Raw genomic sequence first — 22,081 nt, 5'->3', positions numbered from 1 at the left:
GCAGGTAATTAGAGGAAGGTTTTCCCGTAGGCACTGATTATTTTTTAGGCAGACTGCTCCGGCAGAGAACCGATCAGGCGGATCTCGCGTTGCGGGAACGGTACAGAAATCCCGTTTTCTTTCAAGGACTTCCAGATTGCCCGATTGACATCCGAGGTCACGCCGCCACGGCCGTTTTCCGGATCGGCGATCCAGAAAGCCAGCGCCAGTTCCAGGCCGTCGGCGCCGAAGGCTTGCAGCATGCCCGATGGCGGTTTGTCCTTCATGACACGCTCGATGGTGAGCGCAGCGTCTTCCATCAGCTTGAGCACGGCGTCGACATCGCTTTCGTAGCCGACTGTCACACGCGTGACGATCACCACGGCAGGATTGGTCAGCGAAGAGTTCTGCACCGCACCCGACACCAGCATTTCGTTCGGCACGATGGATTCCACGCCATCGGTCCCCTGCAGCACGGTATAGCGGGTATTGATCTGCGTGACCTGGCCGCTGTACTTGTCGACCGTGATCACATTGCCGATGGTCAGGCTGCGATCCAGCAAGATGATGAAGCCCGACACGTAATTGCTGGCGATCTTCTGCAAACCCAGACCCAGGCCGACACCCAGCGCGCCGCCGAACACCGACAGCACGGTCAGGTCGATGCCCACCAGCGACAGGCTGACCAGCACCGCAACCAGGATCAGCACCGCACGCCCCATGCGCGCGATCACCACGCGCAGGTTGGAGTGCATGGTGTGCAAATTCATCAAGCGCTCTTCGAGCGCCGCCCCGGCCCACATCGCCAGCAACAGCAGCACCACGACCGACACCGCCGCCTGCAAGATGGTGGCAATCGACACCTTGTGCTTGCCAAGCGGGACCAGCGTGTCGTCGAGGAAGTCAAAGAGGTCGACGTAGAAGCCGGTGATATACAGCACGAAGGCCAGCCACACCAGCAGCTGGAAAGCCTTCTCGAAATTCTGCATGCCCTCGCCCACTACCCCGCCGCGCGCAAACACGCGGCGCAGCAGGTAGAAGCCGAAGCGGATGACCGCCAGCGAACTGAAGATCGGCAGCGCCAGGTTGAACAGGTTCGTGTGCAGGTGGAAGCGGCCCAGCATTTTCTGCGAAGCCCACAACAGCACGACGACGGCCAGCGGGCCGACCACGCGGCCGAAGCTCTCCACGCCGAAGCGCGCCACATGATTGTTTGCAGTACGCGCCTTGACGCCGCGCCACAGCAGGCGCGACAAGCTCCAGCCCAGCAAAACAGACAGCACGATCGCGCCCAACTGCCACATCAGGCCCGGATCGCGCAGATCCCCCAGAAGATCATTCAGCAAATTCGCCAACGGCATCGTTCGACCTACTCCTTATGGTTCAGCCCGTGTCACACCATGGGGTCACACCCTAAGTGTGACACGGACCCAGCATTACTAAGGCTGCGCTCGTGTCACTCTCGGGGTGTGACCCCAAGGTGTGACACGGGCTGGGCTGTTACTCTTCGTCGGCCTTGGCCGGCTTGGCCATCGGCTTGCGTTCGAACACGGCGGCGAAGAAGCCGTCGGTCTGGTGTTTGTGCGGCAGCAGCTTGAGGTAGTCGCCCATTTCGAGGTTGGCGATCTTTTGCTCGGCCAGCACTTGGGACATCGGCACCAGCTCGAAATCCGGATGGGTTTCGATGAACTGCCTGGCGACAGCGTCGTTCTCTTCTTCCAGCAGCGAGCAAGTGGCGTATACCAGGCGGCCGCCGCCTTTGACCAGGCGCGCGGCGCCGTCCAGGATCGAGACCTGCTTCTCGTGCAATTCGCCGATCGCGCTTTCATCCTGGCGCCATTTGACGTCCGGATTGCGGCGCAGCGTGCCCATGCCCGAGCATGGCGCGTCCACCAGCACGCGGTCGATCTTGCCCGCCAGGCGCTTGACCTTGGCATCGCGTTCATGGGCAATGGCAACCGGGTGCACGTTCGACAGGCCGGAGCGCGCCAGGCGCGGCTTCAGCTTGGCCAAACGCTTTTCGGAGACGTCGAAGGCATACAGGCGGCCCGTGTTGCGCATCTGCGCCCCCAGCGCCAGCGTCTTGCCGCCGGCACCGGCGCAGAAGTCCACCACCATCTCGCCGCGCTTGGCGCCGAGGATCTGGGCCAGCAGCTGGCTGCCTTCGTCCTGCACTTCAATGGCGCCGGATTTGAACAGCGGCAGGTTTTGCAGCGCTGGCTTTTTCCGCAGGCGCAGGCCCAGTGGGGCGAACGGAGTCGGCTCGGCGACGATCGGCGCGGTGGCCAGTTCGGCCACCACGGCATCGCGGTCGGCCTTCATGGCGTTGACGCGCAGGTCCAGCGGCGCCGGGGTGTTCAGCGCATCGGCCATGACCAGGGTTTCCTCTTCGCCGTACTGCTTGACCAGCTTGTCGAACAGCCATTTCGGCATATTCGCGCGCATCGATTTGTGCAGCAGCGAGCGGTCGATTTCCAGCTGGCGCTTGAGCCATTCGGATTCGTCGTCCGACAGGCCCGGCAGCGCGTCGATACCGACCGCATCGGCCATGCCCAGCAGTACCAGGCGGCGCATGGTGGCGCCGCCGGAAACACCGGCTTCCGCGCGGTCGCTGAAGAAGGCTTTGTTACGCAGTACCGCGTACACCGCTTCCGCAATCGCGCCGCGTTCGCGGCCGCCCAGTTTCGGGTGCGCTTTGAAGAAGAACGACAAAGTGGTGTCGGCTGGCGCGCTGAAGCGCATGATTTCACGCAGAACGTTTTCGGCGCTGGTGAGGACGTATGGTGGCAAACGCATGATGTTCTTTCTTAATTAGTTGCGGTCAATATTGACCTTGCCATCCTCGACGCTCAAACGGCCTTCGACGAACCAGCGGATAGCACGCGGGTACATGACCCATTCCTGTTCCAGCACGCGCGCCGCCAATACGTCAGCGGTATCGCCCGGCAGGACAGGCACGGAGACCTGGTCCACCAGCGGGCCATGGTCCAGCTGCGCAGTCACGAAGTGCACGGTGGCGCCGTGCGTGGCTGCGCCCGATGCCAGGGCCTGCTCGTGCGTATGCAATCCTGGAAACAGCGGCAGCAGCGATGGGTGGATATTCAGCATGCGGTTTTCGTAGTGGCTGACAAAGCCCGGCGTGAGGATGCGCATGAAACCGGCCAGCACGACCAGGTCGGGGCTGAAGCCGTCAATGACTTCCTGCAGCGCAGCATCGAATGCTTCGCGGCTAGGGTAATCCTTGTTGCTGACTACTGCGGTCGGGATGCCGTGTTGGGCCGCAAATTCGAGGCCTTTGGCATCCGCCTTGTTGCTGATGACGGCGGCTATGCGGGCGGGCCATTGTTCGGCCTGGGCTGCACGGACCACCGCTTCCATATTGCTTCCGCGTCCGGAAATGAGGATGACGATGTTTTTCATGGCCGCCATTGTACCTGCTCAGGCGAGCCAACGCGACATTATGCTGCCCTGCAGCAAACTATGCAAGCGGGGAATGAAGGCTACTCGAACGAGTAAAAAACGCGGAATGGGACTTTCTTTTCGGCCCAGAAATCGGCCGCATCACGGAACACATCGAGCAGGCACTCGCGTGCTTCACGGTCAAATTTTTGCGTGTTTGGCAACTGTTCAAGCACCGTCAGGAAGCCAGGCTGCTCGCCTGCCTTGGCCATGGTTTCAGTCAGGGTTTCGCGCAGGGCGTCGAAATTCTTGGCGTGCGGTTTGGGGATATGGAAAGACTCGGCAATAATGCCCAGGACTTGCTGTTTGGTCAGGCCGGCATGGCAATGCGCGTACAAGAAATGCTGCCCCAGGCGCGCTGCCTCGTCCTGCAGCTCTGCCACGCGGAAGGCGCGAATAGACTGGACTAAATTAGGCGGCACAGTTATCAACAAACTCATCTTTCCCTCAAATCGACCTATCAAGTACGAGCCGCAGGCGGGTCAATGCGCCGGGGCCGGAGCTTTCGTTTCTCCCTGTCAATCTGATCCACGCCATAAGGGTAACGTGTTGTACTCTATGAATCAACCCGAAAGTGAGTCCTAACGCAAGTTTTGTTAAAAACTTACCATATTAACCCAAAAGCATGGGGTTACATTTTGTTGCCTTACTTCCCCCAAGGATACAAGCCTTGGCGTTACTATTTAGGCGTGCAATTCCCATTAAACCAAAGTGAACTGCCAAAAAGACAGAAACGAGGTATACAAAATGAAAACCAAAACTAAATTGTTTTTCGCAGCACTGAGCCTCGGCACCCTGCCGCTGGCGCACGCCCAGGCCATTGATTTCGAGGACTACGGCCGCGTCACCCGCGTCACGCCGGTGACCGAGCAGATCAACCGTCCACGCCAGGAATGCCGTACCGAATATGTCCAGGTGCAGCAGCCGCAGGAACGCGGCGTCGGGGGCAGCATCCTGGGCGGCATCCTGGGTGCGGCGGTGGGTAGCCAGGTGGGCGGCGGCCACGGCAAGACGGCCGCCACGGCGGCCGGCGCGATTGCCGGCGCCGTGATCGGCGACCGTACCCAAAACTCGAACGTGCAGCCAGGCGCGGTGCAGGAGCAGGCCGTGAAACAGTGCCGCATGGTCGATGCGTATGAAACCCGCACCACCGGTTATAACGTAGAGTACGATTATCGCGGTCGTACTTACACCAATTTCATGAGCCACGACCCGGGTCAGCGCATTCGCCTGCGCGTAAATGTTGAACCGATGAATAATTAAGTCCCGGGCCATCTCGGCCACCCGGACTGCCGGCCAGTAATGGCCGGCAGTTTTTATTTGTACGCTTGCTTGTGAGCAAGATAACGCGGGATAATGCCGCCATGCTGATTAAACGTAAATCCATCGAAAAAGAAGAGTCTTCGCGTCCGGCCACGCGAAAACCCAAGTTTGCGCCGGTCACGCTCTCCGAGCTGGATGGCGTGCGCTACCTGCATTTCGGCACCGAATGGGTGCAGGGGGCCATGCGCATCCGCAAGCCGGACTGGCCGGAACTGGAATACGCCCAGCAGATGATGGCCTGGATGCTGTGGCACGATGCGCCCGCCCATATTGCCCAACTGGGCCTGGGTACCGGCGCGCTGACCAAGTTCAGCTACAAGCACTTCCCTGCCGCGCAAGTCACCGCGGTGGAGCTGAACCCTTCGGTGATCAGCATCTGCTATTCCATGTTCAAGCTGCCCGACAATGACGGCCGCCTGAACGTGCTCGAAATGGATGCGATGGATTACGTCACCAACCCGGACCACCACGGCATGCTGGACGCGCTGCAGGTCGACCTGTACGACGCCACCGCGCGCGGCCCGGTGCTCGACACGGCCGAGTTCTACCAGGCTTGTGCCGCCTGCCTGAATGACGATGGCATCATGACCGTCAACCTGTTCGGCGACCATCCAAGCTACGCCAAAAACCTGAAAGCCATGAAGTTCGCCTTCCCGCAGGTGGTGTCGCTGCCGGAAGTCCATGACGGGAACGTGGTGGCGATCGCCTTCAAGACTCGCCGCAATATCGACGTGGCAGCGCTGGCCGATCGCGCCGCGCAAATCGTCGCCGAAACTAAATTGCCCGCAAAGTCCTGGCTCAAAGGACTGAAAGCCGCACTCGCATAAGGTCACACATGGCAAAAGCACTCGATCTTCAAATTATCTTCACCTGGCTGCTGGCTGATGGAATGGTCGAGAAAGCCGAAGTCAAAGGACTTTACGCGCAGGCGCAGGGCATCCTGCGCAACACGCCCGGCGCCATGCATCCCCTGAGCGCCGTCGCACACTGCAAACTGGTATCGGCCAAGAGCGGAAAGCTGCTGACGCTGGACGTGCTGACCGAATGGCTGGCACAGCGCGCCAAGCTGTCCTTCTACCGCATCGACCCGCTGAAGATCGACTTCACCAAGGTGGCGGACGTGATGTCGGCCAGCTATGCAGCACGCTTCAATATCCTGCCGGTGGAAATTACCCCGGACACGCTGACGGTGGCCACCGCCGATCCGTTCGCGCTTGAGTGGGAAGCGGAAATCGCCAAGGTCTCGCGCCGCATCATCAAGCGCGTGATCTCGAACCCGCTCGACATTTCCCAGTACACCTCGCAGTTCTTCTCGCTGGCCAAGTCGATCAAGCACGCCAACAAGAACACCGGCCAGGACGTCGCGCTGCGCAACAACTTCGAGCAGTTGGTCGAACTGGGCAAGATGAACAAGACGGTCGACGCCAACGACCAGCACGTAATCAACATCGTCGACTGGCTGTGGCAATACGCCTTCGAACAGCGCGCCTCGGATATCCACCTGGAGCCGAAGCGCGACCTCGGCACCATCCGCTTCCGCATCGACGGCGTGCTGCACCAGGTCTACCAGGTTCCCGCCGTGGTGATGATTGCGATGACCGCGCGTATCAAACTGCTGGGCCGCATGGACGTGATCGAGAAGCGCCGCCCGCAGGACGGCCGCATCAAGACACGCACCGCCGGCGGCCAGGAAATCGAGCTGCGCCTCTCGACCCTGCCGACCGCCTTCGGCGAAAAGCTGGTGATGCGTATCTTCGACCCGGAAGTGGTAGTGAAGACCTTGCCGGAACTGGGCTTCCCGGTCGACGATGCGAAACGCTGGGACTCGCTGACCAACCGCCCGCACGGCATCATCCTGGTCACCGGCCCGACCGGTTCGGGCAAAACCACTACGCTGTACACCACGCTGAAAACGCTGGCGACGCCGGAGGTCAATGTCTGTACGGTGGAAGACCCGATCGAGATGGTGGAAGCTTCGTTCAACCAGATGCAGGTGCAGCCCGGCATCGACCTCACCTTCGCCGACGGCGTACGCGCCCTGATGCGGCAAGACCCGGACATCATCATGGTCGGCGAGATCCGCGACCTGGAGACCGCGGAGATGGCAATCCAGGCCGCGCTGACCGGCCACCTTGTGCTGTCGACCCTGCACACCAACGACGCGCCCTCGGCCGTGATGCGCTTGCTGGAACTGGGCGTGCCCTACTACATGCTGGAGGCGACGCTGATCGGCATCATGGCGCAGCGCCTGGTGCGTACGCTGTGCGTGGACTGCAAGGAAGCAGGCGGCGAGCTGGCCGACGACCTCTGGCAAGGCCTGAGCGGCGGCTGGGACATCGGCAAGCCGGAGAAAGTGTACCGCCCGGTCGGCTGTCCGGAGTGCCGCCAGACCGGCTTCCGCGGCCGTACCGGCATTTACGAGCTGCTGACCACCAGCGAATCGTTCAACTCCATGTTGGAAGAGGAAACCGACATCACCGCCCTGCGCAAGCAAGCGGTAGCCGAAGGCATGGTCCCGCTGCGCATTGCCGGCGCCTACAAGGTGCTTGAAGGCGTGACCACCGCGGAGGAAGTACTTAAAGTGACCGCCATGCGCTAACGCAGAAAAAAGGGGCTTTGCAAACGCCAAAATCCTCGTATATAATACGGCCTCTTCGGGTCGTTAGCTCAGTTGGTAGAGCAGCGGACTTTTAATCCGTTGGTCGCAGGTTCGAGCCCCGCACGGCCTACCAGAATGAACAGGAAAGCCTCGTCTTAGGACGAGGCTTTTTTGTTTCCGCGCCGCGCCCTGTAGCTGTCGGCCGACTGATACAGCATGAGCCCATCGCCCCGCCCTTGTGCCTTGCCCAACCTGGGCCGCGTTCCTAGACTTGTGCCATTCCTCCACTGCGAATTGCACACCATGACTGAACTCCTGCCGCTGGCCACCTATTGCCTCGTCATGTCGGCCACGCCCGGTCCGAATAATTTCATGCTCGCCATTACCGGTGCAAACTTCGGCGGTCGCGGTGCCGTACCTGTCATTCTTGGCATCCAGGCCGGCGTGTTCCTGCAAACCATGCTGATGTGCGTAGGACTGGGAAGTGTCTTCGTAAGCTACCCATTGGCGCAACAGGTGCTGCGCATCGCAGGTGCGTTGTATCTCCTCTACCTGGCATGGAAGCTCAGCGGAGCATCCGTTGATGGAACCCAAGCCCCGAAAGCGGTGTCGTTCATCCAGGCTGCCATCTTCCAGGCGCTGAATCCCAAAAGCTGGCTGAAAGCCATCACCGTGGCATCGGTCTTCATGCCCGCGGGACAGGACACGGTTGCCAATGCGCTGCAAGCCTCCCTGATCGGTGCGCTGGTGGGAGCTCCATGCAATGCCACCTGGGCCCTGTTCGGCATGTCAATTCGCCGCTTGTTGAAAGAGCCGCGCATGCAGCGCGCCTTCAACTTATCCATGGGCGCCATCCTGTTCGTCCTGGCCCTGACGTTTTTGCGCTAGACTCCAAGGATGTTCTCCCTCGACCGCACCTCTCCCGTCGCCCTGTCCAAGCAGATTGAAGACCAGTTGCGACAGCTGGTCGAGAGGCGCGCGCTGCCCGGAGGTTCCAAGCTCATGTCTATTCGCCAGCTGGCCACGCAACTGGCGGTGAGCACGAATACCGTCGTACTTGCGTATGACCGGCTGGTCGCAGCAGGCATCATCGATTCGCATGGCACGGCGGGATTCTATGTCCGGGCAAGGAGTGAGGACGGCAGGTCGGCACCTGACGATGCGGCACTGGAAGCGGGCGAGGAACAGGAACCCGTCTGGCTTGTGCAACAGGCAAACGACCAGCGTGCCGGGGTACTGCTGGCCAGTAGCGGCGCTTTGCCGCCGACCTGGCTGCAAGACGCGGTACCGGCTACCGCAGTGCAAAGGGCAATCGCAAACAGTAGCGCCGGCATGGCTTCGCGCTGCCCGCCCCAGGGACTACCTGAATTGCGCGAGCACATTGCGCTGCTCTTGCAAGGCATCGGTGCCCCCATTGATGCAGGCCAGATCCTCACTACCTTTGGCGGCACCCATGCGATCGACCTGATTTGCCGCAGTTTCCTGCAACCCGGCGATACGGTACTGGTGGAAGACCCTGGGTTCTTCCTGATGTTCGGCAGGTTGCGTCAGGAGGGCATACGCCTGGTACCAATCAAGCGGCGCCCCCAAGGCCTGGACCTGGACGCATTGGAGGCCGCCTGCCGCGAGCACCGTCCCCGCATGCTGTTTGTGCAAACGGCCTTGCACAACCCGACCGGCTGGAGCAGCAGCGCGGCCAACCTGCACAGGGTTTTGATGCTGGCGCAGCAGTATGGCTTCCTGATCGCCGAGGACGACGTGCACGGCCACTTCCAGCAAGCCCAAAGCACCCGGCTGGCGGCGCTTTCCGGCCTCGATGGCGTCATTTACTATTCCAGCTTCTGCAAGGCGCTCAGCCCTGCGCTGCGCATGGGCTATCTGGCCGCGGCCCCTGCCCTTCTCAAAGTACTGATGCGGACCAAGATTCATTCAGTCATGACGACACCGGCGCTGAATGAATATGTGCTGCTCGAAGTGCTCAGGGCCGGCAACCTGCGCAAACACCTGGATCGACTGCAGCGCAAGATCATGGCTGCACGCAGCGCCAGTACGCGCCAATTAAGCGCGGCCGGCGTTCAATTCGAGCAGCCTGGCGACGCCGGCATTTTCCTGTGGGGCACCATGCCGGACGGCCTGGATGTTGACCTGCTGGTGCAAGACGCCTACCGCAACAAGATCCTGCTGACGCGCGGCGCCGCATTCTCGGCCAACGACGTTCCGGACCAGCACGTCCGCTTCAACGTGGCATTCAGCCAGCACCCGCGTCTTGGCAATTACCTGCAAGAGCGCCTGCAGGCTGTGGCGGCGGTGCAGGTCCGCTTCGCGCGGGCTTAACGGAAACGCTTCGGCTGGCGGCGGCGGTTGACGGCGTTCTGGTCCTGCAGGATGCTGTCCACCCGCGCCGAAGCGGAACGCGAGAGTTCCAGCGCCTGCGCCACGTCGGGGAAGAACTCCGGCAAGCGGTAACCGAGCCAGGCGTAGGCCGAGTAAAGGCGGCAGGCATCTTCCGCTTCCTGCAGGTTCATCCACTGCAGCGGGTTCTGCTCCGGATGCAGGTGCGTCACCCGCTGGCGCGACAGCGACACGCACCAATGTTCCCAGGCCTTCTGCAGCGTCACCACTTTGGACGAAATCGGCACCAGCGACAAGGTGAACTTGTCCGCCACCGACAGCGGCAAAATGTCCAGCCATTCGGCGCGTTCGAACTGCTCTTCCGTGATGCGCGGGAAGAAGAAGCCATCCGGCACGTCGATATTGTGGACGAAGCGCTTGAGCAGGCGCGCCAGCGAATCCTCGCCGGTGACGGAGGCGATGCGGTGCAGGTGCTCCAGCGTCGGCGCCACGGCGAAGCCGGTGGCTTTCAGCGGCGGCAGCTTTTCCTTCAGCAGCGAGCGCATCACGCCATGGGTCTCGTCGTCGTAGCCGGCCACATGGCCTTCCTCGTGCACGCCGTAGCGTCCTGCCCGGCCGGCGATCTGGCGCGCCAGCGCGGCGGGGATCTCCTCTTCCTCGTAGCCGTTGTACTTGACGGTGGTGGTCATCACCACGCGCTGGATCGGCAGGTTCAGTCCCATGGCGATGGCGTCTGTGCCCACCACCACGTCGGCATGGCCGTCGCGGAAGCGTTGCGCCTGCGCGCGCCGCACTTCCGGCGACAGGTTGCCGTACACCGTGGCCACCGACAGGCCGGCCTCGGTCACCATATCACGCCACATCAATACCTCGCGGCGCGAGAAAGCAATAACGGCGTCGCCCTTGCGCAGTCCTTTCAGTTTGCGCACGGCGGACGGCTCCATCGTCAGCGGCGCCTTGCGCTTCAGGATGTGGACCTCGATCTCGCATTCCAGGCGCTCGGCCAGCGCTTCCACCGCACGGCGTGCTTCGGCTGCGCCGACCAGGTAGACCGTGCGTGCCGGCGCACCGCAGACGGCGGCCGTCCAGGCAGCGCCGCGGTCGCGGTCGGACAGCATCTGGATCTCGTCGATCACGGCCACTTCGACCTGGCTGCGGGTATCCAGCATTTCCACCGTGCTGGCGACATGGGTGGCGCCTTCCTCGATGCGGCGCTCTTCGCCGGTCACCAGGCTGACCTTCAGGTCTGGATCGGAGGCTTGCAGGCGTTCATAGTTCTCCAGCGCCAGCAGGCGCAGCGGGGCCAGGTAGACGCCGCTGCGCGCTTTCGCCAGGGCTTCCATCGCCTTGTGGGTCTTGCCGGAGTTGGTCGGTCCAAGCAGCGCGATGAATTTGCGCGGCAGGCGGCGCGCCACCTCAAAGGTATCGGGATACTCGGCCAGGTTGATGCTTTGCCGCGTGCGTTCGGCGTGGCGCTCTTCGCGATGGCGTTCCACCGCATGCTCCAGGCGCTGGCGGATACGGTCGAAGACCACGTCGGCGGGCTCGGAAGTCTGCATGTCTTCCAGCGCATGCAGGAAATCCATCGGCCGCATGCCGTAGTCGTCGCATTCCTCGCGCAAATCAGCGGCGAAGGCGACGACATCGCTATGCAGCGCAGACTGCGCCGCTTCACCGCCACGTTCCAGCAGCAGGGCTGCGCGCCCTTCGCGCTCCAGCTTGCGCCATTTGGATGGCTTGGCCAGCACGCCTTGCTGCGGCACCAGGTCGTAGGGAATGTGCAGGCCGTCCAGCTCCACAGAACCTGTGAAGCGCAGGAATACGCGGCCTTCCTGCTTTGCCAGTTCGATGCCGCGGGCCGCAAGACCCAGCTCAGTCACCAACTGTTCGTCGTCGTCAAAATCTGTCATGGCGGGACGATTATAGCGAATGGCGCAGCCACGCTAGTTCCAGATCCGGTAGACCCAGTAAGTTTCGTCTTCCAGGCCGCGGCGCAGGATTTCCGAAGGGCTAAGGCCGCTGATCTCGCGCGCTTCGCGGCTCATATGCGACTGGTCGGAATAGCCGCCAAGCTGCGCCATGTCGCCGAGTGAGACTTTGCCTTTCAACGAGGCATCGCGCGCGGCGATGAAGGTCTGCTCGGCGCGATAGGAGCGGCGCAGGCGGCGCAGCGGCTGGCCCGCCCATTCGCGGATGCGGCGTTCGGCCATGCGTACGCTGCGGCCGATGCCAGCCGCGGCAGCCTGTCCCTCCAGGCGGCGCACCCAATCGCCCACCGCGCCATCCAAGCTGCCCTCGCCTCGCACAGCGCGCCAGCGCGGCTCAAGGAACTCCTCCAGCAAAGCCACGCGCGTTTCGTCGTCGGGGGCAGTGAGCATTTGCGACGCAAGTTGCTGCCACCCGTTGTCAAGCAATACGCTGATCGGCTGGAACTGGTCGACGATGGTGCTCATATCGATTCCCGTCAGGCGATGCAGCGCTTCGGGAAAGAACAGCACGGTCATGAAATGCGTCGGCCCAGGATTGCTCGACACCGTTGGCCCGGTCCACGCGCCGGACAGTAGCACCCCGCCTTGCGGGCACTTCACGTCAGGCATCGGCGGCTCGACCATCACCGATTCGCCTACCAGCTGCAGGAACAGCACCGGGAAACCCGTCGCGGGATAGCGGTTCAGGCGCTGCTCATCGGGCAGCTCGCAGCCGACGGTGCTGCGCACGACGATCGCACGCAGGCAGGAAGCGAGCGAACGGCGCGGTGCAATGAATTTACTAATCGGCAACATGCGCAACATTGTAGCGCGATGTCGCAAATGTTCAAGACCGCACCGCACGGCCCGCGCATACTGGCCAACATGGATACCACGACCGCCCCAGCCTCCGGCGCCCTGCGCCAGCTCTCCGACCTGCCCGGCCCCAAAGGGCTGCCCTTCCTCGGCAATGCCTTGCAGCTGCGGCCGCGCAAGGTGCACGCTGACGTCGAGGCCCTGGCGCAGCAATACGGTTCCCTGTTCCGCCTGAGCATAGGCCGCACGCAGGCGCTGGTCGTTGCCGACGCGGCGCTGGTCAACGGCGTCCTGCGCGACCGGCCGGATGGCTTCAGGCGTCCCGACGTCACAGCCCAGGTTTCGGACGAAATGGGCGGCGAACGCGGTGTCTTCCTGGCGGAAGGCGCCGCCTGGCGCAACCAGCGCAAGATGGTGATGCAGGCGTTTGCGCCGCATGCGATCAAGGCCTACTTCCCATTGCTGGCACGGGTCGGCGCACGCCTGCAGGCACGCTGGGCAGGGGCGGCGCAGGAAGGCCACCCGGTCGCCCTGAATGCCGACCTGAAGCGCTACACGGTGGACGTGATCGCCGGCCTGGCTTTCGGCGAAGAGGTCAACACCATCGAACATGGCGACGACGTGGTGCAGCAGCAGCTTGAGCTGATCATGGACGGCACGGCGCGCCGTTCGCTGCTGCCGATTCCCTACTGGCGCTATATCAAACTGCCCTACGACCGCAAGCTGGAGGCTGCGGTGCTGGCCATGCGCGAGGCGACCAACGGCTTTATCGCCAAGGCGCGCCAGCGCATGCAGGATGATCCCGCGCGCGCCGAACGGCCGCAGAATATGCTGGAAGCGATGCTGGCGGCGGCCGACCAGGAAGGCAGCGCTATCGACCACGCCGCGGTGGTGGGCAATGTCAGCACCATGCTGCTGGCAGGCGAAGATACGACGTCCAGCGCCCTGTCGTGGCTGATATGGCTGCTGTCACGCCATCCGGCGGCGCTGCAGCGCGCGCAGGCCGAAGTGCGCCGCGTTGCGCCCGATCCTTCCGGCTTTACCATCGAGCAGATGGACCAGCTGGAATACATCGACGCCTGCGCCCACGAAGCCATGCGCCTCAAGCCGCCGGCGCCTTTCATTCCGCTGCAGGCAAACCGCGATTGCGTGGTGGGCGACGTGCAGGTGCCGAAAGACAGCGTGGTCTGGTGCGTGCTGCGGCACGACAGTGTGGCGGAAACGAAGCTACGCAATGCGGCGGCATTCGACCCGCTGCGCTGGCTCGATGGCAGCAACGCGCGCCAGTTGGCGATGCCGTTCGGTTCCGGGCCGCGCCTCTGTCCGGGGCGCTATCTGTCGCTGCTGGAAATCAAAGTAGCCATGGCTTGCCTGCTGGGGCGCTTCGACCTGGTCTCCGTCGAAGGCGACAGCGAGGAATACCACGGCTTCGTCATGTCGCCAGGCGCTTTGACGATGCGGCTTTCGCCAATAGCTGGATAGTCAGCGCGAACACAAAGGCGCAGAAGAAGGACACTGCAACGGCCTGCGCACGCAGCAGCAGCGAGATCGCGACGCAGAACGCAGCGAAGGCGAAGTAGCCCAGCATCGTACCGCGCAGCAGTTGCACAGCGCTGTCGCGGCCTGCCTGCACGTGGGTGAAACCGACCAGCACCGTCCCCATCACCGGAAACATGGCGAAGAAGCCGCTCAGGCGCGGGCCAAGGCCGGCAGCGGCCGCGCTGACCGACATGACCAGCACCGCACCGGCCAACATACGCCACGGCAGGTCGCTACGGCGGCGCACTGGCTGCGCGGCGGTCGGGGCGGCTGGTGCCGGCGCGCGCGGTGGAAACAAGCGCGGAGCGGCCAGCAACGCTGCAACAACCGCCAGCGCGGCAAACGGCAATGGCAGCCGAACCGACTGCAGGCCGGCCACCGCCAAGGCCCAGGCGCCCAGCGCGAGCGGCATCGCTCCCGCCACGCCCGTCCGGCCGGATGCCCACGCATACGCCAGGCTGAAGGTAATCATTGCCAGCACGGCCAGCAACGTCCCTTCCGCCGCGCTGGCGGCAAACCCGGGACCCTGTTCCAGCGAAATCGCCAGCAGTATCGGCCCGGCGACGATGGGGAAAGCGGAAAGCCAGCCCGCAACAGCAGGCCCCCAGCGCCGCCCAGCCAGCGTGACGGCATAAATCAGTGAAGGAACGAGGAATAGCTTCAAGGCGAGGATGGCGTTCATGGGGCGCGAGTCTAGCACGGGCGCCCTTTGTAACAGGCAAGTAACAGCACGTTGACATGGACCAGCCGATTCCTCACTATCCTCGCTCCATTGAATCAAAGAAGACCGTGCAATGATTGCAACCAAATTCCTTCCCAAGCTCACTTCCCTGCTGATCCTTGGCGCATGCGCCGGCCTGGCCCAGGCCGCTGCGGCCGAACCGGCCAGGCACGCCATCACCCACGAAGACGTGTGGCTGATGAAGCGCGTCGGCGCTCCGCAGCCCAGCCCGGACGGCAAGTGGGCCGTGTTCTCGGTCACCGATCCCGCCTACGACAGCAAGGAACAATGGTCCGACATCTGGATCAAGTCGCTGGTGGACGACAGCGCGCCGCGCCGCCTGACCTTCAGCAAGGGCGGCGAATCCGCACACGCATGGTCGCCGGATAGCCGCTTCCTGCTGTTCGTCGCCAAACGCGAAGGCGACGAAGTATCGCAGGTCTACCGCCTGGACGTTGCCGACGGCGGGGAAGCGCAGCGCATGACTACCCTGACGCTGGGCGCGCGCATGCCGAAATGGAGCCCGGACGGCAAACAGATCCTGTTCGTCAGTGAAATCTTCCCCGGCACCACTGATGAGGAAGCAGTGAAGAAAGTCGCCAAGGAACGCAAGGACCGCAAATACAGCGCCCGTGCCTACGAGTCATTCCCGCCGCGCTTCTTCGACAAATGGCTGGACGACAAGAAGGTGCGCCTGTTCGTGATGGATGCACAGCCTGAAGCCAAGCCGCGCGACATCCTGGCCGGCAGCAAGCTGGCCGACCTGCCGGGCTTTGGCGGCAGCCAGGGCGACGATGGCCAATCCGTGAACGCAATCTGGACGCCGGACGGCAAAGGCGTGGTCTTCGCTGTTTCCACCAACCGCGATGAAGCCGCACGCGCTTCGACCTTCACCCAGATCTACAGCGTACCGGCAAGCGGCGGCGAGCCGGCCCAATTGACCAGGGACATGCGCAGCTACCACGACCTGCGCTTCTCCCCCGACGGCAGAACCCTGCTTGCGCTGACCGAAGAAGAAGTGCCGAACAAGGTGTACGACCTGACCCGCGTGGCCAGCTTTGCCTGGCCCTTCACTGGCGCGCAGCCGAAGATCCTGACCCAGGACCTGGACCGTTCGATTTCGCGCATCGCCCTGCCAGGCGACGGCAAGCGCATCTACTTCTCCTTCGAGCATGCCGGCCTGGAAAAGGTCAATTCGATGAACTACGCCGGCGGCGACAAGCGCGAAGAACCGTCGCTGCCGAACGGCTCGATCAACGCGCTGAACGCCGGCGGCAAGGCACTGGTGGGCGTATGGGAATCGGCCATCAACCCGCCGGAGATCTACTCCTTCAACGGCACACCGAAGCGCCTGACCTCCTTCAACGTGGAGAAAGCCGCAGCCATCGACTGGCAGGCGCCCGAGCACTTCTGGTACAAAACCCCGGACGGCCGCCAGATCCACAACATGATCGTGAAACCGGCAGGCTTCGACCCGAACAGGAAATATCCGCTGTTCGCGGTCATCCACGGCGGGGCTGCGAATATGTGGCGCGACCAGTTCGTGCTGCGCTGGAACTACCACCTGCTGGCCAAGCCAGGCTATGTGGTGCTGCTGACCGACTACAAGGGCTCCACCGGCTACGGCGAAGAATTCGCCCGCTCCATCCAGCACGACCCGCTGAAGGGCCCGGGCGATGAGATCAATTGGGCGGTCGACGAAGCGATCCGGAAGTTCCCGTTCATCGACAGCGGCAAACTGGCAGCCGGCGGCGCAAGCTACGGCGGCCACCTGGCCAACTGGCTGCAGGCCACCACTACCCGCTACAAGGCCATCGTGTCGCATGCCGGAGAGATGGACCTGGTGATGCAATGGGGGACCAGCGACAGCATCTACGGCCGCGAAGTCAATGGCGGCGGCCCGGTGTGGAGCAACCTGCCGGTATGGCGCGAACAAAGTCCGATCATGCAGGGCGCGAACCACGAAAAAGGCACCGGCTTCAAGACGCCTATCCTGATTACCGTGGGCGAACTGGATTACCGTGTACCCGTCAACAACGCGCTGATGAACTTCGCAGCACAGCAGCGTTTGAATACTCCTAGCAAGCTGGTAGTATTCCCGGACGAAAACCACTGGATCCTGAAAGGCGAAAACAGCCGCTACTTCTATAACGAAGTGCACGGCTGGCTCGCCAAATACCTTAATTAGAAGGAGTAGTAAAAGATGACGGTTGCAAACTGGTGTATCGCCGCGGCCTGCGTGCTGCCAATGATGGTCGCGATGACGTCGAAAGTCGCGTCGGTCAAGGGCAAGGACCGCTACGACAATACCGAACCACGCGATTGGGCCAGCCGCCAGGCCGGCTGGATGAAGCGCGCCAATGCCGCACAGATGAACGGCTTCGAAGCACTGCCGCTGTTCATCGCAGCCGTTATCCTCGCGCAGCAAGCGCATGCGAACCAGGACCGCGTCGACATCCTCGCGATGTCCTTCGTCCTGATTCGCGTGACCTACAGCATCATCTACATCAGCAACCTGGCCACCTTGCGCACGGTGGTGTGGTTCGCCGGCATGGGCGTCAGCCTGGCGATCCTGGCCCAGTCCTGAGCGCGCTCACGCTCGATTACGCGGCGCTGGCTGCCACTGGCGCCGCTACGGCGGCAGGCCGCAGCCGGATCGCCAGCACCATCAAGCCGGCAACCAGGCAGGCCGCGCCCGCTGTGAACAGCGCCGGATTGTAGGTCAACAGCAGCGTACGCACCTGCCCTGCCCCGAACGCAGCCACCGCAGCGCCCAACTGGTGGGCTGCGAAAATCCAACCGAATACCATGCCGGCTTTCTCCTTGCCGAAAGTCGTCGCGACCAGGCGCACGGTCGGCGGCACGGTGGCAATCCAGTCCAGGCCATAGAACATGGCGAATACCGACAGGCCATACAGCGTGAATTCCGAGTAAGGGAGCCACAGCAGCGACAGGCCGCGCAAGCTGTAGTACCAGAACAGCAGCTTGCGGTTGTCATAGCGGTCCGACAGCCAGCCGGACAGGATGGTGCCAATCAAGTCGAAGGCGCCCATCATGGCCAGTACCGAAGCGGCAGGCACCGGCCCCAGGCCGGCGTCGCCGCACAGGGAAATGAAGTGGGTCTGGATCAGGCCATTGGTACTCAAGCCGCAGATGAAGAAGCTGCCGGCCAGCAGCCAGAACACCAGGCTGCGCGACGCTTCGCGCAAGATGCGGAACGGGGTGGCGAAACCGATCGCCATCGGCGCCGCTGCCGCGCCTGCGGGCTGGGTTGCACCAAACGGCAGCTGGCCTACATCCGCAGGACGATTACGCATCAGGAAAAACACGGCAACGGCGATCACGCCGCACGCCACCAGCACCGGCAGCACCGCCATGCGCCAGCCGAAATGCTCCACCAGCCACGCTCCGACCGGCAGGAAGATCAACTGCCCCGTTGCCGAGCTGGCCGTCAGTAAGCCGACCACCAGGCCACGGCGCGTTTCGAACCAGCGATTGGACACCACCGCGCTCAAGACCAGCGCCGTCATGCCGGAGCCTACGCCCAGCATCACGCCCCACAACAGCACCAGGTGCCAGAACTGGGTCATCCCCAGCGCCAGCAGAGAGCCGGCCGTAACCAGGCTAAGCGCCGTCACCACCACCTTGCGCAAGCCAAAGCGCTCCATCAGGATGGCTGAAAAAGGCCCCATCAAGCCAAACAGGGCAAAGCGCACCGCCAGCGCTGACGATATCTGGTCAACTCCCCAGCCGAATTCCTTGCTCAGCGGCTGCAGCAGCGCCCCCGGTAAGCCGAGTGCCGCCGACGAAGCCAGCCCGGTCAGGAAGGTCAAGGCAACGATGACCCACGCGTAGTGGATGCCGCGGCGTTGCAACCGCTGGGAGAGGGTATGTGCAATCATGCGACCCATGTTAGATTATGATCGTCATAAATGCAAGGAAAGAAAAGCCGGCACGCGGCCGGCCTTTCTTCGGCGCCAGGCGCCGGCTTATTTCTTGATTTGCAGGGAAGATTTCACTTCCTGCACGCCCTCGATCTTGCGAGCGAGTGCGATTGCTTTGTCAGCTTCCGCTTTCGATGGCACGAAGCCGCTCAGCATGACGATACCCTTCTGGGTTTCCACGTGAACGTCCATGGCCTTGACCAGCGGGTCGGCTGCGTATTCAGCCTTCACCTTGGTGGTGATCATGGTATCGGACATCGCGGTGCGGGTGTCGGCAGTGGCCTCGCGCGTTGCGGCACGTGTGTCGGCAGCTGCATCACGGGTGGTGTTGGCCAGGTTGGTGCCGGCTTCACGCGCGTCCTGGGCTACTACAGCCGTGGTACTGGTGGTGCCGGCATTTGCCAGCGCGGTTTTATGGGCAGATTTGGCATCCGACTTGCAGGCCGACTTGGCCGAACCGCTCATGTCATCGCAACGTTCCTTGGCCAGGTCATACTCGGCATCGGCCAGTTTGCGCTGGGCTTTATCGACGTCCTTGGCCGTGTTCTGGTGCTGCCTGGTCGCATCCAGGATCGCGCGAGCTTCGGCTACTTTGGCTTCATCTTTGCAGATGTCTTCGGCATTGCCTTTCAAGCTCTTGCAATTGTCCTTAGCAACCTTGTAGTCGGATTCAGCCTTGTCTTTCGCCGCTTTGTAGGCGTCGTTATCGGCAGCCTGCGCGACAGCGAACGAAGTACTGAACAGGGCAGCCAGCGAGATACACAGAATTTTCTTCATGGTTAGTCCCCTTTAGGATGGTTTGCATGGCGATTACACGCCTCCCGGGAACTATTTTCTGTGCGCGACCGAACACAGTCGGGTTATTGCTCGTCTTTAAGTAAGCCTTTGCCCCACAGCACGCGTGCCTGTTCGAAAGGATTATGTTCGCTCGAGAACACAGCGCCGTCGCTGGCAAGTTGCAGCCATGCGCGCGTGTTGTGTGAGCCATGCTCGACAGGCTGGCGCACCTGCATCAGCCAGGCATGGACTTGCTGGTATTGCGCGGCATTGGCGCGTTGCGTCCAGGCCAGCGCCACCAGGTCGGAAAGGGCCTCTTCACGGCGGGTATCGCGCATTGCTTTCGACATCGCTTGCAATTCCGGATTGTCGAGCTGCTCATGCGGGCCTTCGACAAAGCCGGCAGGCAATACATGCCAGTTGCCCTGCGCCTGGCGCCAGCAATGGCCGACCTCGTGCGCGGTAATGGCTTCGATCAGGAATTTCTGTTGTTCAGCAGGTACACCGGACAGGACTTCCTCCGCTTGCGGGTTGCCGCGCATGGAGAACACCAGTTTGCAGCGGCCATCGGCAAAGCCCATGGCGAGCGGAACATCGTTCGGGCCAGCTTGCGGCTGCACCATGATATCGATAGGGAGTTTAAGTTCCTGCCTGGCGTAGGCCAGCACGGGCGAGCCGGCTTGCAGCCAACGCGTTTCGGTTTCGGTCAGCTGGGCAGCCCCGGCAGAGGCAGCGAAGAAGGACAGCAGGATTGGCAGGCTCAGCTTCATAACAAAACTCCGGTAACTGGATTCAACTATACATGCCTTACGGCAAGCTGTTACCGGAGTTTCTGGGCTGTTACAAAATATTGGCTGAGCTAGTCGACAAGTTTATTTTGCCAGCAAGGAGTTGGCAGTCGGGAAAGATGGACGAATGTCATTCGGGACTTTCTTCATCTTGTCCAACGCCTTCTGCACATCGGGGCGGATCACCACATACTTCGCCATCATGTCCTTGGCGCGCGCGTAATCGCCTGTGGCTTCGATAGTGAGGAACTCACGGTCAAGATCGGTCACAGCCTGTTTGATCTTCTTGAAATCGACCGAGAAAGTGCCATCGCCGTACGACACGAAGCCGCCCTTATCCAGCAGGTAGTTGACCTGGATCGCCATGCCGCGCGCATGCGAGTCGGTCAGGCCGAAGTGCAGCGTACGGAAGGCCGATGCCAGGAAGGTGGTGTGCAGCTTGCGCTCCGCCGACTCGCCCTGCCCCAGCGTGTCGTTCAACTGTCCCTTCTCCATCATGTACATCAGGGCGTACAGGCCGGTGATGTCGGCTTTCGCCTCCTCGATGGTGGAATAGGCTTCTTTCAGGTCCTGGCGCGGGGTCGATTCGGTAGCGCCGGCCTTGGTGATGTGCGGGCCCAGGCCGTGCGTGATTTCATGCGCCAGGATATGGGTGAAGAAGGAATTGAAGTCCAGGTCCTTCTGGTCCGCTGCACGCAGCACCAGCTTGGCGATCGGGGTCAAAGTGGCCTTGAATTTTTCCTCCTGCACGTTCTTCAGCATCACGCGCTTGGAGCCCCGCCGGCTGATGATGCGTTCATCGTTCGGCAGGTTGTAGGCGGCCGTCTGCACGCCCATATTGCCATCGCCCGCACCGTAGACCTGGTTCACCACCACCATCGGCGCCACCGCGCCGACTTTCGGGTTGCGGTATTGCGGATCGAGCGGCAGGTTGTCTTCCAGCTCCTGCATATGCTTGGCGAAGAAGTCCAGCTTGCGCGTTTCCTTTTCGTCGCGGATGTTCACATAGGCTTCGAAGGCGGCCTTGTAGCCGAATAGCTCGTCGTTATAGGTTTCGTAAGGGCCGATGGTGACGTCGACCGGCGAATCCAGGTCCATCCAGGCGAAATCGGATGGCAGGTAGTCGTTGGACAGGAAGGCATCCGCGCGCAGGTCGAGGAATTTCTTCAGCGATGCGTTGCTGGTGGCGGCAGAGGCTTCCTTCAACAGTTTGGACAGTTTCTCCAGCTCCGGCTTGTATTCGTCCGAATATTTGACGGTCTTGAACTTGCCGTCATCGCCCTTGCGGATGGTGGTGAAGAACCACTGCGCTTCCTGCTTCTGTGCAGCAGGCAGGCCATTGATCCACGCTTCCACTTCCTCCTTGCTGGCGCCTTCCGGATAGAAGTTGGCGGCGGCAGGCTTCTGGCCAGGCACTTTGATCCCCGCTACTTCCTCAGGCAGGAAGGACTTGTGCTCGTCGAGGATGGACCATGGGCCTTTGTTCAGCCAGAAGTACTCGGCGCGCGCCTTGCCCAGCGCCGACTTATCCTTTTGCAGCGCAGCGTACAAGGCTTCGTTGCCGGACCAGCGCTGGCGCAGCTGCAAGGTGTCGACGATCTTCGCCGCTTCGATCAGCTTCTTGATCGCCTGGCGGTCGCCGGCCGAAAGCTTCGACGTATCGGCTTTCAGCTGCACCGGCGCGTAGCGCTTGGTCATCTTCTGCAGCTCGGCGACATCAGCGGGAGCAGCGGCAGCGCCAGCGCTGGCAAGCGCCAGCACCAAGGGGGTCAGGAGGTTTTTCATGTGGCCTTTTCTCTACAGTTAAAAGGAAGGCC

19 protein-coding genes and 1 tRNA gene are annotated in these 22,081 nt (G+C 62.2%); 9 read left to right on the top strand and 11 right to left on the bottom strand.

Features of this window, described 5'->3' with window-relative positions; translation table 11 throughout:
* Nucleotides 1–44 precede the first annotated feature (44 nt).
* From ASD07_RS12905 to ASD07_RS12890, 4 genes are all read right to left on the bottom strand, one after another.
* Nucleotides 45–1,340 (bottom strand): mechanosensitive ion channel family protein, encoded by a 1,296-nt coding sequence (locus ASD07_RS12905; protein ID WP_055930410.1) that lies wholly within the window; start codon nucleotides 1,338–1,340, stop codon nucleotides 45–47.
* Between the two features lie 139 nt (nucleotides 1,341–1,479).
* The gene (locus ASD07_RS12900; RefSeq protein WP_055930407.1) at nucleotides 1,480–2,775 is read right to left on the bottom strand and encodes an RsmB/NOP family class I SAM-dependent RNA methyltransferase; all 1,296 of its coding nucleotides are present in this window, start codon (nucleotides 2,773–2,775) and stop codon (nucleotides 1,480–1,482) included.
* Nucleotides 2,776–2,790: 15 nt separating this feature from the next.
* Nucleotides 2,791–3,399 (bottom strand): phosphoribosylglycinamide formyltransferase, encoded by a 609-nt coding sequence (gene purN / locus ASD07_RS12895; protein WP_055931830.1) that lies wholly within the window; start codon nucleotides 3,397–3,399, stop codon nucleotides 2,791–2,793.
* An 80-nt stretch (nucleotides 3,400–3,479) separates the two neighbouring features.
* The gene (locus tag ASD07_RS12890; protein WP_055930404.1) at nucleotides 3,480–3,878 is read right to left on the bottom strand and encodes a barstar family protein; all 399 of its coding nucleotides are present in this window, start codon (nucleotides 3,876–3,878) and stop codon (nucleotides 3,480–3,482) included.
* Nucleotides 3,879–4,185: 307 nt separating this feature from the next.
* Here ASD07_RS12890 and ASD07_RS12885 point away from each other — a divergent pair, with 307 nt between their 5' ends.
* The 6 genes from ASD07_RS12885 (at nucleotide 4,186) to ASD07_RS12860 (ending at nucleotide 9,694) form a co-directional block, all read left to right on the top strand.
* Nucleotides 4,186–4,701, top strand: coding sequence for a glycine zipper 2TM domain-containing protein (locus ASD07_RS12885; protein ID WP_055930401.1), 516 nt, complete (start codon nucleotides 4,186–4,188; stop codon nucleotides 4,699–4,701).
* Between the two features lie 101 nt (nucleotides 4,702–4,802).
* Nucleotides 4,803–5,588, top strand: a complete 786-nt coding sequence (locus ASD07_RS12880; protein WP_055930398.1) for a spermidine synthase — start codon at nucleotides 4,803–4,805, stop codon at nucleotides 5,586–5,588.
* Nucleotides 5,589–5,596: 8 nt separating this feature from the next.
* A complete protein-coding gene (locus ASD07_RS12875) occupies nucleotides 5,597–7,360 on the top strand; it encodes a GspE/PulE family protein (RefSeq protein WP_055930395.1) in 1,764 nt (587 codons plus the stop codon).
* Between the two features lie 57 nt (nucleotides 7,361–7,417).
* Nucleotides 7,418–7,493, top strand: a tRNA-Lys gene (locus ASD07_RS12870).
* A gap of 170 nt (nucleotides 7,494–7,663) precedes the next feature.
* A complete protein-coding gene (locus ASD07_RS12865; RefSeq protein WP_055930392.1) occupies nucleotides 7,664–8,248 on the top strand; it encodes a LysE family translocator in 585 nt (194 codons plus the stop codon).
* 9 nt (nucleotides 8,249–8,257) lie between these two features.
* Nucleotides 8,258–9,694 (top strand): PLP-dependent aminotransferase family protein, encoded by a 1,437-nt coding sequence (locus ASD07_RS12860; protein WP_055930389.1) that lies wholly within the window; start codon nucleotides 8,258–8,260, stop codon nucleotides 9,692–9,694.
* On the opposite strand, the gene ASD07_RS12855 is transcribed toward ASD07_RS12860, so the two are convergent.
* Entirely contained in the window at nucleotides 9,691–11,622 is a 1,932-nt protein-coding gene (locus ASD07_RS12855; RefSeq protein WP_055930385.1) for a helicase-related protein, read from the bottom strand. The two genes, ASD07_RS12860 and ASD07_RS12855, sit on opposite strands and share 4 nt — an antisense overlap.
* A gap of 33 nt (nucleotides 11,623–11,655) precedes the next feature.
* On the bottom strand, nucleotides 11,656–12,495 hold the full coding sequence (locus ASD07_RS12850; protein WP_229207135.1) for a helix-turn-helix domain-containing protein: 840 nt from the start codon (nucleotides 12,493–12,495) through the stop codon (nucleotides 11,656–11,658).
* 27 nt (nucleotides 12,496–12,522) lie between these two features.
* Between ASD07_RS12850 and ASD07_RS12845 the strand changes: the two genes are divergently transcribed.
* Nucleotides 12,523–13,977 (top strand): cytochrome P450, encoded by a 1,455-nt coding sequence (locus tag ASD07_RS12845; protein ID WP_229207134.1) that lies wholly within the window; start codon nucleotides 12,523–12,525, stop codon nucleotides 13,975–13,977.
* Here ASD07_RS12845 and ASD07_RS12840 read toward each other — a convergent pair.
* Nucleotides 13,928–14,716: a hypothetical protein gene (locus ASD07_RS12840; protein ID WP_055930382.1), complete on the bottom strand. Its 789-nt coding sequence runs from the start codon at nucleotides 14,714–14,716 to the stop codon at nucleotides 13,928–13,930. The genes ASD07_RS12845 and ASD07_RS12840 overlap by 50 nt on opposite strands.
* A gap of 112 nt (nucleotides 14,717–14,828) precedes the next feature.
* On the opposite strand from ASD07_RS12840, the gene ASD07_RS12835 reads away from it, so the two are divergent.
* Together ASD07_RS12835 and ASD07_RS12830 are read left to right on the top strand one after the other, a co-directional pair.
* Nucleotides 14,829–16,943 carry a S9 family peptidase gene (locus ASD07_RS12835; RefSeq protein ID WP_055930379.1) on the top strand — a complete coding sequence of 705 codons (2,115 nt, stop codon included), beginning with the start codon at nucleotides 14,829–14,831 and terminating at the stop codon, nucleotides 16,941–16,943.
* A gap of 15 nt (nucleotides 16,944–16,958) precedes the next feature.
* Nucleotides 16,959–17,342: an MAPEG family protein gene (locus ASD07_RS12830; protein ID WP_055930376.1), complete on the top strand. Its 384-nt coding sequence runs from the start codon at nucleotides 16,959–16,961 to the stop codon at nucleotides 17,340–17,342.
* 16 nt (nucleotides 17,343–17,358) lie between these two features.
* Here ASD07_RS12830 and ASD07_RS12825 read toward each other — a convergent pair whose 3' ends face one another.
* From ASD07_RS12825 to ASD07_RS12810, 4 genes are all read right to left on the bottom strand, one after another.
* Complete coding sequence (locus ASD07_RS12825; protein ID WP_055930373.1) at nucleotides 17,359–18,657, bottom strand: MFS transporter; 1,299 nt, start codon at nucleotides 18,655–18,657, stop codon at nucleotides 17,359–17,361.
* 87 nt (nucleotides 18,658–18,744) lie between these two features.
* Nucleotides 18,745–19,476: a BON domain-containing protein gene (locus ASD07_RS12820; protein WP_055930370.1), complete on the bottom strand. Its 732-nt coding sequence runs from the start codon at nucleotides 19,474–19,476 to the stop codon at nucleotides 18,745–18,747.
* An 83-nt stretch (nucleotides 19,477–19,559) separates the two neighbouring features.
* Nucleotides 19,560–20,246 carry a hypothetical protein gene (locus ASD07_RS12815; protein ID WP_055930367.1) on the bottom strand — a complete coding sequence of 229 codons (687 nt, stop codon included), beginning with the start codon at nucleotides 20,244–20,246 and terminating at the stop codon, nucleotides 19,560–19,562.
* Nucleotides 20,247–20,348: 102 nt separating this feature from the next.
* The gene (locus ASD07_RS12810; protein ID WP_055930364.1) at nucleotides 20,349–22,049 is read right to left on the bottom strand and encodes a DNA mismatch repair protein MutT; all 1,701 of its coding nucleotides are present in this window, start codon (nucleotides 22,047–22,049) and stop codon (nucleotides 20,349–20,351) included.
* Between the last annotated feature and the right edge of the window lie 32 nt (nucleotides 22,050–22,081).

Source organism: Duganella sp. Root336D2 (assembly GCF_001425005.1).
Taxonomy (GTDB): Bacteria; Pseudomonadota; Gammaproteobacteria; order Burkholderiales; family Burkholderiaceae_D; genus Rugamonas.
Note: the sequence above shows the minus strand (reverse complement) of the source record. Positions and strands in the feature narration are given on the sequence as shown.